Genomic DNA, 17923 nt, shown 5'->3' with positions numbered 1-17923 from the left:
TAATCACTGGGATCAATAGCCATTAGAGCTGAGAGCTTTAAAAGCTTAGTTGGGTACTTCCGGCAAATCAAACCAGATCACTTGCGCATCTTCGCTTGCTTTAATTTCTGTATCATCTAGAAAAGCAATTGCGCCGCCAGCTTCAACTCTATGTTCAGCGATCTGGACAGTGCCAGAAACAACATGTACATAATTAATATGCTGGGTCGCTTTCACTTCCAGACTTTGGCCTTGCTGAATCACCGCAGTTTTGACTTCGGCATTCTGACGAATATGCATCGGTGCATTGTCATTCGGACCACAAATCAAATGCCACTGGTTCGGTTGCTCATGCGGGTCAAGACGGATTTGCTGATAGTTCGGCTTGGCATCACGTTCATTTGGAATAATCCAGATTTGCAGTAAATGGACCTGTTCGTCGCCTTGGTTCATTTCACTGTGCCGCACACCTGTTCCTGCACTCATCAGTTGCCATTCACCCGCAGCGATTCCGCCATGATTGCCCATGCTGTCCTGATGGGTAATGGTTCCTTTCAGCACACAGGTCAGGATTTCCATATTGTCATGTGGATGCGTTCCAAAACCCTGATGTCCATCAATCAGGTCATCATTAATGACACGTAAAGCGCTGACACCCATATACTTTGGGTTATACCAGTTACCAAATGAGAAACTGTGTTTAGACTCCAGCCAGCCCATTTTTACATGACCACGATTTTCGCTAGGATGTAGAAAAGCATTCATGATTTTATCTCGACATTATTTTTAACTTGAGATCATCATACTGTCGTTTTATAACTGAAAAAATCTCAAATAGGCGACAGATCATTGCATTTTTGCAACGACAGAGCTGAAAGTAAACATAAGGAATAAAAAAGCCCGCTCAAAAGCAGGCTATTTTATTCAAATCGGCAGACCGATCATCATTCTAAGAAACGAACCGTTACCCCAGATTTGACTTTACGGCCAAGATCATTGGCATCCCAGTTAGTCAAACGAATACAACCATGTGACGCTGTTTTCGAAATGGTAGACGGGTTTGGTGTTCCGTGAATACCAAATGATTTCTTGCTTAAACCAATCCAGATATTCCCGACAGGACCGTTAGGACCCGGTGGTAAAGATAGTGGTTTTAAGTTTTTACCTTGTACAAAGTTAGACGGTGAATAGCTGTACCAAGGGTTTGGTGCAACACCTGTTACTTTATAGGTTCCGGTCGGAGATGGTGTATCCGCACTACCAATGGTGGCAGGGAATGATGCGATCATTTGATTTTTACTGTTAAATAAGTACAGTTGTTTCGCACCTTTATGTGCAACAATCAAGTGAATACCTTCAGGCAAGTCATTACGTACATTACTGACCAGTAATTTTTCCCCAACTTTATTAAAGTTAGCATTTGGATTGAGTTTCTTTAAGAAATTCTCATCCATATGGAATTTTTCACTCAACATTTCACTGACACGTGTGTAGTACAAGCCTTTCATTTTCGCCTGTAACGCATAATCTGAAGGAATAGACTTGGCAAATGGGCCTGTCAGATCTTTTTCAGTAATGGTGTATTCAACAAAGGCTGGCTTAGAACCCTGACGTGCAACTAGTTTATCCCAGGTTTCCTGAGTCAAAACACCTGTCGGTTTAATGCCATTCATTTGCTGGAAAGATGCAATGGCTTTTAGTGTATTTTTACCGCTGGTTCCGTCAATCGCCCCCGGTGATGCATGGGCATTATTCAGCATGACATGTGCACGTGCGTAAACTGGGAATTGACCTGCACCGATATTTTCATACCACTGGGCATTATTTAAGCCGTCTAAAGTCCACGAAGCTTTGGTCGCTGCAGAGTTAGTCGGTGCTTTGGTATTTGGTGCTGCGCCAATAGAAGCAGTCTGATCTTCGGTATCCTGTAGCTCATTCAGCGCTTCAGATGCCTGTTTTAAGTCTTGTTGTTCTTGTGCGGTAATTTGCGCTTCTGCAGGTGCTGCTTGGGCCGCTGAAGCTTCAGTTGCTAATGGATCAATCGGATCTTGCACTGCAACATCAGTCACCACTTGGGGTTTTAATGGTTGTTCAGCAGTAGACGCGGCAAAAACTTGACCTGCGAAAATGCAACCTAGACTCACAGCGAGCATTGTGCGAACGAACATGTAACTCAACCTTAAGAATTATTTCTTTAACTATGTGAAAAAACACTATAAGTATTACAGAAAAAATGTGGAGATGCAGTAGTTGTTTTGTGTAAATCACTAGATTGCCGTTCAATCCGATCGGTTTTTAAAGTTGCCAGAAGTTATTAAAACTGCGGCCTTTTTGCTATGATGTTGGCAATGTCAAAGAAAGATGGGAATGTGAATGACGACCTTAAAAAATGATCGTTTTCTGCGCGCATTGTTGCGTGAGCCTGTAGATGCTACGCCAGTATGGATGATGCGTCAGGCTGGCCGTTATTTGCCTGAGTACCGCGAAACGCGTACCAAGGCAGGAGATTTCCTTTCGCTTTGCAAGAATACTGAACTGGCCTGTGAAGTAACTTTGCAGCCTTTACGCCGTTATGATCTTGATGCCGCGATTTTATTCTCGGATATCTTGACGGTTCCGGATGCTTTGGGACTGGGGCTGTATTTTGAAGCCGGTGAAGGCCCGAAATTTCACAAGACCATCCGTACCGAACAGGATGTCGCCAATCTGCCTGCATTTAATGCCAAGTCGGATCTGGATTATGTGATGAATGCCGTTTCGACCATTCGTTCAGCCTTGGGCGGTCAGGTTCCTCTGATTGGTTTCTCGGGCAGTCCATGGACTCTGGCAACGTATATGGTCGAAGGCGGTTCAAGCAAGGATTTCCGTTTTACCAAACAGATGATGTATGCGCAGCCTGAAGTTTTGCATGCTTTACTGGATCGTCTGGCTGATGCAGTGACTGAATATTTGAATGCGCAGATTGATGCGGGTGCACAAGCGGTACAGATCTTTGATAGTTGGGGTGGGGCATTAGCACATCGTGAATATATCGAGTTCTCGCTGAACTATATGCAGAAGATTGTCGCTGGTCTACAACGTGAGAAAGACGGTCGCAAGATTCCGGTAATTCTGTTTACCAAAGGTGGCGGTCAATGGTTGGAACCGATGATTACGACAGGCGCAGATGCATTTGGTCTGGACTGGACCACGCCATTGAATGTCGCTCGTCAAACGGTTGCTGGTCGTGCAGCACTTCAGGGTAACCTGGATCCTGCAACTTTATATGGTTCATCAGACACCATCATTAAAGCGACAAAAGCCATGCTGGATGATGCCTATGCCAATGGCGAGAAAACCGGTTATGTTGCCAATTTAGGTCATGGTATTACCCAGTGGGTTGATCCGGCGAATCCAAAAGCATTTATTGATACCGTACATGAGTATAGTGCCAAATATCTTTAGGATGTAAACCTTGATCGATCTATTCAAATCAGGGTTTGAATTTACTTATAAGGCAGCTTCGGCTGCCTTATTTGGGATTTTACTCCTGCTCGCTTTTGCGCTGACTGCTTCTATGGGCAGCGATCTCTTCTTTGGTTTTTACCGGTATGACTATCTGCTTTTTTTTGCTTTGCTGATTCAGGTGATATTGCTCTATACCAAACTGGAATCCTGGGCTGAAGCCAAAGTGATTGCGTTATTTCATCTCATGGCCATGGTGATGGAAATCTTCCTGACCCATCCGGCAATTGCTTCCTGGCATTACCCTCAACCCGCAATATTTAAAATCCTGACCGTGCCTTTATTTGCCGGTTTTATGTATTCTGCGGTCGGCAGTTTTTTTGCGCGCTCTTTACGTCTATATCAGGTTTCATTTGAAAAATTGCCGCGTTTTAGCCATATGCTGACATTGGCTGTCTTGTCTTATATCAACTTTATGAGCAAGTTTTTTATTCCCGATTATCGGGTGATTTTATTTGTCTGGAGCGTGCTGATGTTCTGGAAAACCAGAATTCGCTTTCAGCTGAATCGGCATACTTTTCAGTTGCCGATGTTACCCGTACTGCTGATTCTGGCGTTTATTATCTGGATTGCCGAGAACATCAGTACCTTTTACCAGATCTGGCTCTATCCAAGCCAGATTGAGCAATGGCATATGGTGGGATGGGGCAAACTGGGCTCCTGGTATTTGTTGTTATTGCTGAGTCTGGTGTTAGTACTGAAAATCTTGGGACAGCGTAATTCACAAGGCGATTGGGCGCTCAAGGAACAGTAAAATCAATCAGGTTATGTTTATGTAAAGCATACATTTTTTCAATTGCGCCAAACTTGACTTGTCGCTACTCTGCTGAGTATGTAATTTAAATTACATTATTAGAGTAATAACAAAGATTGCATGAGAATAATTGGAGAATAACTATGTTGAAAAAAATTATGCTGGCGGCGGTATTGGCGACTGGTTCAAGCATGGCGATGGCTGACCGAGATGTCGGTTGTGGTATCGGAAGTCAGGTGTGGGCGGGTCAGTCTGGTATTATTCCTAAACTCTTTGCAGGTACGACCAACGTTCTGTTCACGAATCAGTGGCTCGGGATCACTTTTGGTACTTTAGGTTGTAGCCAGGGCGGTACCGTAACCGCTCAAGTGGTGACCTTTACCAATGAAAACGCTGAAGCATTGGCGCGTGATATGGCAGTTGGAGAGGGTGAAAGCCTGAATGTTCTGGCTGAACTTTTGAATATTAAATCTGAAGATAAAGCTCGTTTCTTTAGCGTTTCCAAGCAGAATTTCTCTGAAATTTATTCCGAAGAAAACCAGAATACATTACAAGTTTTAAGCACCTTACAAACTGTGATGGCCAAAGATGAAGTATTAAAATCCTACATCTGATCCGCACCCTAAAAACCCTGCTGTTCTGGCAGGGTTTTCTTATGACTAAAAGAAATTGATGAGAATAAGTTAACTGAATGAAATATGCGTTCTTCATGTTGGGCCTGACATTCAGCCCTTTAAGTTTTTCTAGCGAAATTAATCCAGACATCCAGCATTATATCGCTCAGGCCGAAACTCAGCGTCTGGATCAGAGCACTACCTGGCAACGTCTCATGTATGCCAATCCCCAAGGTCATAGCGAGGTTAACTATTCGGGCTATTTCCTGGCAGAGCAGGGAAAAACTGATCTAAAAAAAGAAATGCAGCATAACATTCAGGCTTTATTCCTGAGCGCAGAGCCGAATCAGTCCGTCCGCTGTAAGTTTCCTGCACGCAGCAGCTGGTTAATGCAGCAATTGAATATTTCCGAGCAACAATTGCCTGCGGTCAGTTGCCCGGATTTGGATAAATGGATTGGCGAGGTCAAGCCTTATCAGGCAACCCTGATCTATGCCACGGATTTTATGGGTAATCCCAGCTCGATGTTTGGTCATACCTTGTTGCGTCTGGACCCTAAAGACCAGCAACAACTCAATCTGATTTCTTATGCAGTCAACTATGCCGCAACGGTCGATGGCAATGACAACTGGTCCTTTGCCTGGAAAGGGCTGACCGGACAATATCCGGGTGAATATTCCCTGATGCCGTATTACCGCAAGGTCAAAGAGTATGGTGACTTTGAAAGCCGGGACTTATGGGAATATCAATTAAACTTAAGCCCGCAAGAAACCAGGTTTCTGGTACAGCATCTCTGGGAAATGCAAAATGTAAGTTTCCCTTATTATTTTATCAATGATAATTGTGCATATCGTTTACTCGGGCTATTTGATCTGGTACGTCCCGAGCTGAATCTACAGAAACAGTTTAATTCGACTGCGATTCCGATTGAAACACTAAAAGTAGTAGAACAGCAGGGCTTGATCAAACAGAAAGTTTATCGTCCGGCGCTTGAAACTCAATTGCTGGCACAGTCCAGACAGCATGGCAAAGCGCTGGCAAAAACTGCGCATCAGCTGGCTTATGCAGAAACAGGTGTAATGCCTTCAATCTTGCAGCCTTATCCGGTAAAGGATCAGGCCAAAATTCTGGAAATGGCCTATGATCATTTATATCTGGATTTCCTCCGGCAGAAAGTCGATGAATCATTTTCCCAGCCACGTTTCCGCAAGTTACTGGGCTTAAGAAGCCAGCTGGATATCGAGAAACAGCGTAAAGCGCCTGAACGTCCAAAAATAGATCCGGTACAAAGCCATCATGCACGAAATATCAGTCTTCAGGCCGGACAGGTTCAGGGTGAATCTTTTGTTCAGCTTGGACATCGGCAGGCCTATCATGATCTCATCGACCCGCAAGGCGGTTTTCGAACCGGCACACAATTGCTGTTTCTGGATGGGGCTTTGCAATATCGTGACAGTGAACTCAAACTGGAGCATCTGGATCTATTGACTGTCAATTCCTATAACCCCGTCAATCCGTTTAATACGCCATTGTCCTGGGGTTTTAATCTGGGCTGGCAACAGGAAGCACTGAATGCGCATGGCCAGTTTAGTGAAGATGAGCAGCATGGCGTTGCCAGCTTAAAAACTCAGGTCGGTTATAGCTGGGCAAATTTCAGCCGTGAACATCTATGTTATGCACAAATGCAAACTCAGCTACAGGCAGGCAAGACACTTGATCAAGGCTGGCGCGTAGGTGCAGGCCCCACCGTGGGTTGTCAGAATATCTGGAGCGATCAGATTAACAGTCTGGTGCAGGTGGAACTGCCTTATTGGGAAGATTCGCATCGCTGGCAGCTGAAACTGAATACTGAACTCCAATATGCATTCAATCCACAACATGCACTTCGGCTGTCTTGGGAATATCAGCAACAACAGTCCAAAGACTGGGATCAATGGAGTCTTGGTTTGATTCGGTATTTTTAAGATTTATTTAAAACTATTGATAAAGTGCTGTGTATCCATGAGGCTACTGTTTAGTTTTCCCTTGTATATAAAGATTGGCTTGGTTTGGTACAAATAATCTGGTCGATATTTTAGGAAAAATACCTGATATTTGCTATATTTGTCACATAATGTGAGTGCAAATTGCAAGGTTTTGGGGAACAGACAGTATGAATAATGAATGCATGGCAAGACTGGCCGAGCAGTGGGAGCAGATCTGTCAAAATTATTCATCTGATGACTTATTGCATGCCTTTCACTTTATTCAAGATCATTCCCTGATTCTGGTGGAAGAATTCTATAAAAACATGCTCATTGAAAAGGAATCTGCAGAATTCTTTTCCGATGACTTGATTCAACAGCGCTTGCGCGACACTTTAAATGCCTGGCTACTTGAAAGCTTTAGTGTAGGGATTAATAAACGCTATGCCGATGCTGTGCAGAAACAGGCGATGGTGGGACATGTGCATGCGCGTGTCGGAATTCCGTCCTGGCTGATCATGCGCGGTGTACGTGAAATTGAGCGTAAAATGTTTGAACTGCTGGATGAGAATCCTCACCACAGTATGTTGACTACCTGCAGTTATATTGTCCAAATCATGGGATTTGCCACAGAAGTCATGTGCCGATCTTATGAAGCCAAAACAGCCATGAATCAGGAAATTAAACACAGTTATCGTGTTTTTTCAGCGATGCAGGATGTAGCCGTACAAAAAGATAAACAGCGCAGTTCATTGCTAGACTGGGAAAATGAGCTCATGTTCAAGGTCTTTTCTGAGCATGAGAAATTGAATCATCCGATGCTGTCCAAGTCGGAGTTTGGTTTATGGTTTATCCATAAAGCCTCTTATGCTTTTACCGGTTCTGATCAGGTCGATTTAATCATTGAACGAATTTATCAGGTCGATGAACTTAATCAAGATATCATGGACTATACGGACAAAAACAATATGCTGGGACTGATCCAGCAGATCCGTGACTTGAATCGGGAAATTCAGCTGCTGGTGGACCAGTTATTTCAAGTGGCCGAATATATTGAATCCGGTAATGATTCATTGACCCAGTTATTGAATCGTCGTTATTTGAATACGATTATTTCACGAGAAATCACTTTTTCCCGCAAGAATCATACGCCTTTGTCTTTACTTGCTATTGATGCCGACTATTTCAAAAGTATTAATGACAAATTTGGACATGCAGCAGGTGATCTGGCCTTGAAATTTCTGGCCGAAGCATTGCAAAAATACAGTCAGGGCAGTGATTATGCTTTCCGGGTCGGCGGCGAAGAGTTCTTGCTGTTACTGGTGGATACTGATGAAAAACGTGCCCTGAATATTGCCGAAAGTATTCGTAAATATATTGAAAATGGCATGATTAATTCGGCACAAGGCCAGCAGTTTAAATTTACGGTCAGTATTGGTTGTGTGCTTTATGATGGACATCCGGATTATCAGCGCTTCCTGAATGCGGCAGATTCTGCCTTGTATATGGCGAAGAACAACGGGCGTAACAGAGTTTATATGGCTCATCAGTCCTTGAACCCTGTCGCACAGCCACTCTCAGTTTAAATAAAAGGTTTTATCCAGTTGCAGACTGCTGCTCTATAAATTCCTGAAATTTCTGTTTTTGCTGGAGATATTCGGGATGATTTTTAGCTTCATCCCATTTCTGTTTAAAGATTTTGGCAGCAGCGGCTTTAATCGGATCTTCATGATTACGTGGCAGCTCGGAACGGCCATGCGCACCACTCAAGCCTTTTTTATCCTCCGGAACCGGGCCATCGTATTTTTTGCCACCTTTATGATTGGCATAACGTCGGGCACGGGTGAAACCCATCTGTAAAAACTTGCGTGCCATGTCCGCACCGATAAAATCTTCTTGCTTTAAATAGTCTAGAAAAAGCTGATAGATTTTCTCGCTACTGGCTTGGGCTTTTTCTTCATCTGCAAAGCGCCAGTGTGGCAGGATTTCCGATTTATAAGGCTCAACCAGTAATACACCTTGTTCACCACGGCCAATCCGGTAGAGCTCCGGTCGTTTGCGAAAATTAATTTTTGCGAAGTCCAGCGAATAATCAAAACTATTCGAAACTACACGTGACGGACGTTTTGGTGGAGCTATTTTGACAGATGGCTTCATATTCGGCCTTTTCTGAAATTTAAAATTATTCGATATTTCAGCTAATACAAATTATAAAAATGAAAGGGCAGGACACAGAAAAGCCCCTGGCATTTAGAACTAGGGGCTTTCATTTTAGTTCGATTTTTTTGAACTGGTCTTCGAGGTTTTAGCCTTGGTTGACTTGCTCTTAGAGGAGCTGCTCGACTGCTTTTTAGCAGGTGCTGATTTTTTTGAAGAAGACTTTTTCACTTTAGTGTCGTCTTTACTCTTGTTGCTGCTTTTCGCTTTAGCCGGTTTTTTCGCGGAAGAGGTCTTTTGGTCTTTCGCTTTATCACTGGCTTTTGAGCTCGAATTTTTCTTCGCCTTCACTTTTTCATCTTTGCTGGCATTGTCTTTCTTAGAAGATGCCGCTTTAGATTTACTGCTCGCCGCTTTTTTAGTGACTTTGCGATCACTGTCTTTGTCACTACTCTTATTCGACTTTTTCAGTTTCTCATCTTGGGTCTTTTTAGCAGTTTTTGCTGATTTTTTGCTGTCTTTCGCCTGGTTATTTTTACTATTCGCCATGGTTACTTTCCTTATCATTAAAAATCAATCAGAAAGATATAAAGCGCTTTGCTGTATATCAACTTCAAATTACTTTAATGGGAGAGCGGCAGGATTAAAACTTTATCGTGTATCCAAGTGTAGGCTTGTTGCAAACACAAGCAGGAATTGTTTGAGTTCTAGACTGAAACATAGCAAGTTTTGGGACAGGTCTTTAAACCCTGTTACCAGGTGTTATTTATAGCAAGTGAGCTTTTGAATTAAGTATTGATATCCTCTTCCTTTAAAAGCAAAAAACCCCGAATGATCGAGGCTTTGAGTAACTTATTTTTAAGCTTTAATAATTAATAGCTTTCTGGAACCGCACTTAAAAATTCACGACGTGTTTCTTTGTCGGTTTTAAAATCACCAATAAATGATACCGTACGTGTGGTTGATTCCTGCTTGCCTACACCGCGCATCATCATGCACATGTGCGCAGAATCAATCATTACTGCAACACCGCGTGCTTTAGTGACTTCAGCCACTGCTTCTGCAATTTGCTGAGTCAGATTTTCCTGAATCTGCAAACGGCGTGCAAACATTTCAGTAATACGGGCAAATTTAGACAGGCCTAAAACATGACCTTCTGGCAAATAGGCGATATGTACGCGGCCATAAAATGGCAATAAGTGATGCTCACATAGCGAATAAAATTCGATGTTTTTGACTAGTACCATTTCACGGTTATCGGAAGGGAAGACCGCCTTGTTGGTCACTTCTTCAAGTGTCTGGCTATAACCCGAGGTTAAATATGAAAATGCTTTCGCAGCGCGCACAGGCGTATCTTTGAGACCAGGGCGATTTAGATCTTCGCCAACGGCAGTAAGAATGTTTGCGTAGGATTGCTGCATAGTCATATGACGTATTCACTTAAACTGAGAATGAACAAGGACGGCATTGTAGCAGAAAACTTTTACAATGCCTTGTTTTGAGGCTAAAACCGTTTACTGTTTGAACTTTGGATTCTTTTCTGCACGTTTGAGCAAAACCAATACCGCACCGGTACCGCCTTGCTTTTCAGGTGCACTGACAAATGCCAAAACATCGCGATGCTGACGCAGCCAGCCGTTGACATAGGTTTTTAAAATCGCTTCTGGACCTTTACCATGTACGATTTTAATCACGTTCTGGTTTTCATCTTTGGCGATTTGAATAATCTGCAGCACGGCTTGACGCGCTTCTTCCACAGTACAGCCATGCAGATCCACAGCTTCAAACCAGCGCAAGTTACCGGCTTTCAAGTCTTCAAACACTTTATGCTGCAAGGTGGCGATGCGATAGCTCAAGTTGGCCTGACTGCCGACAGGATTGAGCATGGCCTGAGTATCTGATAAAGCCATTGCCTCTGTTTCCAGCGGGCCAGTAGCCGCTGCACGCTTTGCCAAGATTTGTGCATCCGGCTTTTTCTTGCGTGGTTTGTCCAGTTGAACCGTATTTCCCGATTCAATTTTTTGTACGCCCTGCATTTGCTTGCGGAATAATTCCAGTTCTTCTAACGCTTCTTGCTCGACAGTCTTTTCAACAGGTGCAGCAACGACCGCAGGCGTTTGCGGCTGTGTAATTTGCTTCTTAAAAGATTTCAGCAGGTTGTACTGATCTTTAGATAATGAAGAATCGTGTTTACTCATAATGTAAAAACAAGGGAGATGCGGAATTTACAAGAATTATAGTCTGAAAATAGACAAAGGAGAACTGAATTGCGTTCATGAAATTGCTGAGGATTTTAAATACGCTCGAGAATCTATGATCTACTTTTCAATATTGAAAATAAAAAAGCCCAATCCTGAGATTGGGCTTTTTTAATGCTTAGGTGAGCATTTACATTTTAAACCGCTTCAGGCTCACCAAACAGATCGCGGAAAGCATGATCCGGACGTGGCTGTTTCATGAAGCTTTCGCCGACCAGAAAGGCGTGAATATCATTTTTCTGCATCATCGCAACATCCGCAGGTGTGGCAATACCACTTTCAGTCACCAGCAGGCGTGAAGGGTCCAGTAATTTTTTCAAACGTAATGATGTGTTTAAATCCACATCAAAGGTTTTTAAATTACGGTTATTTACACCGAGCAGACAACGATCAGAAAGTTTTAAAGCACGGGATAGTTCTTCTTCATCGTGAACTTCAACCAGTACATCCAGATGATGTTCAAATGCAGTTTTAGACATTTCTTCTAACTGCTGATCAGACAGGCAAGCCACAATTAGCAAGATACAGTCTGCATGCAGAGCACGTGCTTCGATAACTCCATAAGGATCGATCAGAAAGTCTTTGCGCAGTGCAGGCAGGTCGCAATGTGAACGGGCAATCTGAATGTTGTCATCGTGACCCTGGAAAAAGTCTACATCGGTCAGCACCGATAAACAGGCTGCACCTGCCTCCTGATACTGTGCTGCAATTTCCGCAGGGTTAAAGTTCTCGCGAATAATGCCCTTAGATGGTGACGCTTTCTTAATTTCAGCAATGACACCCGGACGTTTCGACACTAAAGATCGGGCAAAACCACGCACAGGTGATGCACCTTGTGCCAGTTCTTCCAGATCTTTATAGCTTTTCTGCTTTAAACGTAGGGCAAACTCTTCTTTTTTACGGTCAACAATCTTGCCTAAAATTGTGTTTGCGATATCCACCATGATCAAAATCCCTGACCGAATTAAGCTTCGTAATGTTTAATGGTTTTGGTAAATTCAGACAGCACACTCATTTTTTCAAGTGCCTGACCGCCGTAAATAATGTCATGTGCCAGCGCAACACCTTGCTTATAGCTGCTGGTTAAACCGGAGACATAAATACCCGCGCCGGCATTCAGCGCGATCATGTTCGCGGCTTTATCACCGATGTCTGATTTTTTCTTGCCCAGCGCGTCTTTGATCAAAGCCAGACTTTGCGCAGAATCTTCCACAATCAGTCCGGTCAGAGTTTGCGACTCAATATCGACCGATTCAGGAATAATGTCCCATTCGGTAACTTCGCCATTTTTCAGTTCAGCAACATGAGTTGAGGAGGCAATACTGATTTCATCCAGCCCATCACGTGAATGTACCACCATCACATGTTCAGCACCGAGCTGTTTCATGACTTCGGCAATAGGACGGCAGAGTTCATTGGAAAATACCCCAATGACTAAACGATTTACTCCGGCCGGATTCGTAAGCGGGCCAAGTAAGTTGAAAATGCTGCGAATCCCTAATTCTTTACGTGGGCCGATTGCATATTTCATGGCTTGATGATGATTGGGTGCAAACAGGAAGCCGACACCGACATCACGGATACACCGTTCAGTCTGCTGCATGTTCAGGTCAAGATTAATCCCCGCCTGTTCCAGTAAATCTGACGAACCTGATTTGGTCGAAACGCCGCGGTTACCATGTTTGGCAATGGTGGCGCCCGCTGCTGCAATTACAAATGCCGAAGCAGTAGAGACATTAAACAGGTTTTGACCATCACCGCCTGTACCGACGATATCGACCAGATAAGGAATGTCACTGACATCAATTTTAGTGGCAAGTTCACGCATGACACGTGCAGCTGCGGTAATCTCATCAATGCTTTCGCCTTTAAGGCGTAAGCCCATCAGCAGGGCACCAATCTGGGCATCGGTCGCTTCACCTGACATGATGGCATGCATCACGTCTTGCATTTGATCCTGAGTCAGGTGAATGTTTTTAGTAATATTGCTTAAAGCTTGTTGAATATTCATAAGATGTTCTTAGGCATAAATTTCGAGAAAGTTTTTAAAGATTTGATGACCATGCTGGCTCAGAATCGATTCAGGATGGAACTGCACGCCTTCGACCGGCAATGTCTTATGTTTCACACCCATAATTTCTTCCATAGAGCCGTCCGCTTCATTGGTCCAGCAGGTCACTTCCAGACATTCAGGCAAGGTAGCTTGATCAATCACCAGTGAATGATAGCGCGTTGCAGGAAATGGAGAAGGAAGATTGCTGAAAATCCCGGTATCACTGTGGTACATATCAGACAGACGGCCATGCATCACACGTTTAGCACGCACGATATCACCGCCAAATGCCTGACCAATACTTTGGTGACCAAGACAAACGCCCAGTAAAGGAATTTTGCCAGCAAAATGCTGAATAGCAGGAATAGAAATCCCTGCTTCACTTGGCGAGCACGGGCCGGGACCAATCACTAAATACTTAGGTTGCCATCGCTCTATATCTTCCAATGTCACGGCATCATTACGGACTACTTTTACTTCTTGATTCAGTTCGCCAAAATATTGGACGATGTTATAAGTAAAGGAGTCATAGTTGTCGATCATTAAAAGCATGAGCTTAACCTATTGAAATTAATGCACTTGACTGTGCTAATGTTGTCCAGATCGTACTTTATTTATACGTGTTGCAAGCACTTGCCTGACACAACTAAATCATTGATTTCATTGTGTGAAAATAAAGCACGCTTCATCATAGCAAAAAATAGCTGCATTCGGCGCAACAATTTCGCTCAATTTAATAGCTTTAATAACCTGTAGGAAATTAAATAAAAGTTTTATAATGATTTAAAGTAATAGGCTTATTCATAGAAAGTTTTAAATGAGTATTTTTTAGAGTAAAACTTAAAAATGAAAAAATGAGATCAAAGAGAGGCTAAAAGTTTGATGAAAAAAACATCACTTGAATAATTAAGCTTTGTATAAACTTTTCTATTGAAAGTAGATTTAAAGAAAATGCCTCATAATAGGCATACAATCCCAAATGAATCGCAAAATTTTCTTTACTGATATCTACTAAAAACGCTCAATTTTTAGCTAAAAACAAGTAAAAACTTAACAAAAGTAAGAAAAAGCAGCATATTTGCTATAAAAAGCTATGTTTCTCATACATTTTTATGGATACATGCACTATTTAGGTGCGCTAAAAAATAAAGCTGAAATAAAATAAATGAAGAATGCTTGAATATAGTGCATTTAGTTTTGCAGCTAGTATAATAGCCGCAAAGTATTTTTGTCACTTCATGATTTCTTATAAAGATTTCAAGATTTTATCTATACTTTTAAAAGTTGGTACGGTAATTGCTTAATAACTATCAACTGCTAACACGCACTTCACGGGTGCAACAAAAACATCGGAGCAAAATGAGCATGGCGAACAAGGTCCTTCAACTCATACAAGAAAGTGGCGCAAAATGGGTCGATTTTCGCTTTACTGATACCAAGGGTAAAGAGCAACACGTCACTTACCCAGCAGACAGTATTGATGAAGATACATTTGAAGACGGCAAAATGTTTGACGGTTCTTCAATTGCAGGTTGGAAAGGCATCGAAGCATCGGACATGATTTTACGTCCGGATGCGGCAACAGGTTTTATCGACCCGTTCTTCGCAGAGCCAACAGTTGTTGTAACTTGTGACGTCATCGAGCCATCAACTGGTCAAGGTTATGATCGTGACCCACGTTCGATTGCGCGCCGTGCAGAAGAATATTTGAAATCTACCGGTATCGGTGATACTGCATTCTTTGGTCCAGAACCAGAATTCTTCGTATTTGACGAAGTAAAATGGGAAATCGACATGTCTGGCGCGCGCCATACATTGATCGCTGAAGAAGCTGCCTGGTCAACTAACAAAGACTACGAAGGCGGTAACTCTGGTCACCGTCCACGCGTAAAAGGCGGTTACTTCCCAGTTCCTCCTGTAGATTCTTCACATGACATGCGTGCAGACATGTGTGCGCGTATCGAAGACATCATGGGTCCAGGTCGTGTAGAAGTACATCACCACGAAGTTGCTTCTTGCCAGTTAGAAATTGGTGTGAGCTTCAATACCATGGTGCGTAAAGCAGACGAAGTTCAACAATTCAAATATGCAGTTTGGAACGTTGCACATCAATATGCAAAAACAGCTACTTTTATGCCTAAACCAATGGTTGGCGATAACGGTTCTGGTATGCACGTGCATATGTCGATCTCTAAAGACGGCAAGAACCTGTTTGCTGGTGACGAATATGCAGGCCTTTCAGAAATGGCGTTGTACTTCATCGGTGGTGTAATTAAACATGCTCGTTCTTTGAATGCGATCACCAACCCTTCTACAAACTCGTATAAGCGTTTGGTTCCACATTTCGAAGCACCGATTATGCTTGCTTACTCAGCGCGTAACCGTTCTGCATCTATCCGTATTCCTTACGTGTCTAGCCCGAAAGGCAAGCGTATTGAAGCGCGTTTCCCAGATCCAATGATGAACCCGTACCTAGGTTTCGCGGCATTGTTGATGGCTGGTCTTGACGGTATTCAAAACAAGATCCACCCGGGTGAAGCTGCTGACAAGAACTTGTACGATCTTCCTCCTGAAGAAGAAGCGAAAATCCCTACAGTGGCGCATAGCCTGGATATGGCGCTTGAAGCACTTCAAGCGGATCATGATTACCTGTTAAAAGGTGGCGTGTTCACGAAAGAAATGCTTGATGCTTATATCGAGCTTAAAACTGAAGAAGTTCGTCGTCTAAACACGACTACTCACCCAGTTGAATTTGATATGTACTACAGCTTGTAATTCATCACGAATTAAAGCGAAGAAAACCCGCGCATGTCGCGGGTTTTTTTGTATCATCTATTTATAATTTTAAATGATTGATGGGCTTAAATGGCACAACGTAAAAAGCACACCAGCTTTTATCCATGGATTGATCCAAAAGATCATAACAAAGGTTTTAAGTTGAACTTCTCTGAAGTGACTTATCTTGAAGTGGGGCGGACTCCCGAGGGTTATAAGCAGGCTCAATTTGTGGCGCTGAAAAATCCTGAAATAGTGCTGGATTATGCTTATCCAGAATCATTTTATTTGAGTGCTGAAGGTTTTATTTTAATTAAAACCCCACAAGGCAAATATGAAATCATTGCAAAAACAGATAACTGTTAACAATGAATAGTCGTTCTAGAAATCAAAATCAGCGTGTGTTGCTGTCAACTCTGCCTGTTGAGTTAAAACCGTGGCTGTATGCATCGGGTTCACTCACGCAACAACTGACCGATTTGGCGCAAGGACAATTCCATGTCGAGCCAATTCAAGAGCATTTTCAGCGTTTAGGCTTTGCCAATGCCAAATGGATGCAGATGTCACATCAGCATACTTCCTGGGTGCGTGAAAGTTATCTCTACGGCTCGGAACAGTCTCCTTGGGTGAAAGCCAAAAGCATCTTTCCGATTTTAAGCCTGCAAAAAAAAGCCCGAATTTTTCAGCATATTGGCACCAAACCGATTGGCTTGTTTCTGTTTCAGCGCACCAATCCACTCTGCCAGCGTCGGGTGGTACTTTTAGATGAGGGCTGGACCCGTCAGAGCTGCTATACTTGGCACGGCTGTAAATTTATCGTACAAGAAACATTTTTACCGGCATTTGAACACTTTATACAAAATTCACGGGCTTGATTTTTATGGCAACCGCACAAGCAATCACCTGGCGTGAGCGTCTTAGCGCCTATTATTATCTTTGTCGTTTTGATAAACCGATTGGGACTGAACTGGTTTTTTGGCCTACCATGTGGGCGCTGTGGATTGCAGCTCAGGGAATGCCACGTATTGAAATTTTAATTCCCATGATTTTGGGTGTGATTTTTATGCGGGCGGCAGGCTGTGCCATTAATGATTTTGCTGACCGTAAAGTCGATGCACATGTGGAGCGTACTAAAAACCGTCCGCTAGCGACTGGGATTATCAGTGCCAAAGAAGCTGTGATGGTATTTCTGGTTTTGGTGTCTGCCAGTGCCTGCCTACTATTTTTTCTGCCAATCGAAACTTTTTACTGGTCATTTGGGGCTTTATTTTTAGCGTTTATTTATCCTTTTATGAAGCGCTATACCCATTTGCCTCAAGTCTTTTTGGGTGCAGCATTTTCCTGGTCGATTCCGATGGCTTATACCGCAGTTGGACAAACGCCGGATTTAACCTGCTGGCTTCTATATTTGGGTAATCTGGCCTGGACCGTAGCCTATGATACCCAATATGCAATTGCAGATCGTGAATACGATTTAAAGATTGGGGTGAAATCAACCGCGATCTTATTTGGTCGATATGATATTCAGATCATTAGCGCTTTGCAGGCCATTAGTATTCTTTTGATTGCTGTAGCACTTTGGCTAGAAAATTTACTGATTCCATTTGGTTTGGCTGCATTAATTGTTGTCGCTCTCGATTTTATTTACCAATGGTTTAAAACTCGAGATAAAAATCCACATTTGTGTTTCTGGGCGTTTAGGCATAACCGCTGGATTGGACTGATTATTTTTGCAGGAATACTACTGGCTTTGAGGTAGTGACTGTCTATCGACTGAGAAAAAAGCGTCCTATAAGGATGCTTTTGTTATTGCCTAATCTATAAGGCTTGAGCTATGACTTTATTTTGTTATATTGGGCAGTGTA

General features: G+C 43.0%; 18 protein-coding genes. 9 read left to right on the top strand and 9 right to left on the bottom strand.

Translation table 11 applies throughout. The features are described from left to right. Positions 1 to 45: 45 nt before the first annotated feature. Both ACTL4S_RS02755 and ACTL4S_RS02750 read right to left on the bottom strand, forming a co-directional pair. Entirely contained in the window at positions 46 to 744 is a 699-nt protein-coding gene (locus ACTL4S_RS02755; protein ID WP_441298704.1) for a pirin family protein, read from the bottom strand. Between the two features lie 179 nt (positions 745 to 923). Next, the gene (locus ACTL4S_RS02750; RefSeq protein ID WP_313390696.1) at positions 924 to 2147 is read right to left on the bottom strand and encodes a L,D-transpeptidase family protein; all 1224 of its coding nucleotides are present in this window, start codon (positions 2145 to 2147) and stop codon (positions 924 to 926) included. Positions 2148 to 2352: 205 nt separating this feature from the next. On the opposite strand from ACTL4S_RS02750, the gene hemE reads away from it, so the two are divergent. The 5 genes from hemE to ACTL4S_RS02725 all read left to right on the top strand — a co-directional run bounded on the left by hemE (position 2353) and on the right by ACTL4S_RS02725 (position 8401). After that, positions 2353 to 3423 carry a uroporphyrinogen decarboxylase gene (gene hemE / locus ACTL4S_RS02745; RefSeq protein WP_005246858.1) on the top strand — a complete coding sequence of 357 codons (1071 nt, stop codon included), beginning with the start codon at positions 2353 to 2355 and terminating at the stop codon, positions 3421 to 3423. A gap of 10 nt (positions 3424 to 3433) precedes the next feature. Further along, entirely contained in the window at positions 3434 to 4237 is an 804-nt protein-coding gene (locus ACTL4S_RS02740) for a DUF817 family protein (RefSeq protein ID WP_004646389.1), read from the top strand. Positions 4238 to 4380: 143 nt separating this feature from the next. Then, a complete protein-coding gene (locus tag ACTL4S_RS02735; protein ID WP_004279577.1) occupies positions 4381 to 4851 on the top strand; it encodes a DUF3015 family protein in 471 nt (156 codons plus the stop codon). A 77-nt stretch (positions 4852 to 4928) separates the two neighbouring features. Next, positions 4929 to 6815 (top strand): Lnb N-terminal periplasmic domain-containing protein, encoded by a 1887-nt coding sequence (locus tag ACTL4S_RS02730; RefSeq protein ID WP_441298703.1) that lies wholly within the window; start codon positions 4929 to 4931, stop codon positions 6813 to 6815. 188 nt (positions 6816 to 7003) lie between these two features. Next, positions 7004 to 8401 carry a diguanylate cyclase gene (locus tag ACTL4S_RS02725; RefSeq protein WP_441298702.1) on the top strand — a complete coding sequence of 466 codons (1398 nt, stop codon included), beginning with the start codon at positions 7004 to 7006 and terminating at the stop codon, positions 8399 to 8401. A 10-nt stretch (positions 8402 to 8411) separates the two neighbouring features. Here ACTL4S_RS02725 and ACTL4S_RS02720 read toward each other — a convergent pair whose 3' ends face one another. From ACTL4S_RS02720 to ACTL4S_RS02690, 7 genes are all read right to left on the bottom strand, one after another. Further along, on the bottom strand, positions 8412 to 8972 hold the full coding sequence (locus tag ACTL4S_RS02720; protein WP_441298701.1) for a DUF4385 domain-containing protein: 561 nt from the start codon (positions 8970 to 8972) through the stop codon (positions 8412 to 8414). A gap of 114 nt (positions 8973 to 9086) precedes the next feature. Then, a complete protein-coding gene (locus tag ACTL4S_RS02715) occupies positions 9087 to 9521 on the bottom strand; it encodes a hypothetical protein (RefSeq protein ID WP_441298700.1) in 435 nt (144 codons plus the stop codon). 323 nt (positions 9522 to 9844) lie between these two features. Next, positions 9845 to 10393, bottom strand: a complete 549-nt coding sequence (gene folE / locus ACTL4S_RS02710; protein ID WP_004730181.1) for a GTP cyclohydrolase I FolE — start codon at positions 10391 to 10393, stop codon at positions 9845 to 9847. 93 nt (positions 10394 to 10486) lie between these two features. Next, entirely contained in the window at positions 10487 to 11170 is a 684-nt protein-coding gene (locus ACTL4S_RS02705) for a Smr/MutS family protein (RefSeq protein ID WP_005246851.1), read from the bottom strand. A gap of 197 nt (positions 11171 to 11367) precedes the next feature. Then, positions 11368 to 12174 carry an indole-3-glycerol phosphate synthase TrpC gene (trpC, locus tag ACTL4S_RS02700; RefSeq protein ID WP_005246850.1) on the bottom strand — a complete coding sequence of 269 codons (807 nt, stop codon included), beginning with the start codon at positions 12172 to 12174 and terminating at the stop codon, positions 11368 to 11370. Between the two features lie 20 nt (positions 12175 to 12194). Next, positions 12195 to 13241, bottom strand: a complete 1047-nt coding sequence (gene trpD / locus ACTL4S_RS02695) for an anthranilate phosphoribosyltransferase (RefSeq protein WP_005246849.1) — start codon at positions 13239 to 13241, stop codon at positions 12195 to 12197. A 9-nt stretch (positions 13242 to 13250) separates the two neighbouring features. Next, positions 13251 to 13835, bottom strand: a complete 585-nt coding sequence (locus ACTL4S_RS02690; RefSeq protein WP_004646400.1) for an anthranilate synthase component II — start codon at positions 13833 to 13835, stop codon at positions 13251 to 13253. 807 nt (positions 13836 to 14642) lie between these two features. Here ACTL4S_RS02690 and glnA point away from each other — a divergent pair. The 4 genes from glnA (at position 14643) to ubiA (ending at position 17817) form a co-directional block, all read left to right on the top strand. Beyond that, entirely contained in the window at positions 14643 to 16058 is a 1416-nt protein-coding gene (gene glnA, locus ACTL4S_RS02685; RefSeq protein WP_004279641.1) for a type I glutamate--ammonia ligase, read from the top strand. Between the two features lie 90 nt (positions 16059 to 16148). Next, on the top strand, positions 16149 to 16424 hold the full coding sequence (locus ACTL4S_RS02680; protein ID WP_441298699.1) for a hypothetical protein: 276 nt from the start codon (positions 16149 to 16151) through the stop codon (positions 16422 to 16424). Between the two features lie 2 nt (positions 16425 to 16426). Beyond that, positions 16427 to 16933 (top strand): chorismate--pyruvate lyase family protein, encoded by a 507-nt coding sequence (locus ACTL4S_RS02675; RefSeq protein WP_071851873.1) that lies wholly within the window; start codon positions 16427 to 16429, stop codon positions 16931 to 16933. A gap of 5 nt (positions 16934 to 16938) precedes the next feature. After that, positions 16939 to 17817, top strand: a complete 879-nt coding sequence (ubiA, locus tag ACTL4S_RS02670; protein WP_441298698.1) for a 4-hydroxybenzoate octaprenyltransferase — start codon at positions 16939 to 16941, stop codon at positions 17815 to 17817. Positions 17818 to 17923: the final 106 nt, after the last annotated feature.

Origin of the sequence: Acinetobacter lwoffii (assembly GCF_052078135.1) — a bacterium.
GTDB classification, from domain to species: Bacteria; Pseudomonadota; Gammaproteobacteria; order Pseudomonadales; family Moraxellaceae; genus Acinetobacter; species Acinetobacter lwoffii_Z.
The sequence above is the reverse complement of the archived record's forward strand: the minus strand, read 5'-3'. Positions and strand labels throughout refer to the sequence as shown.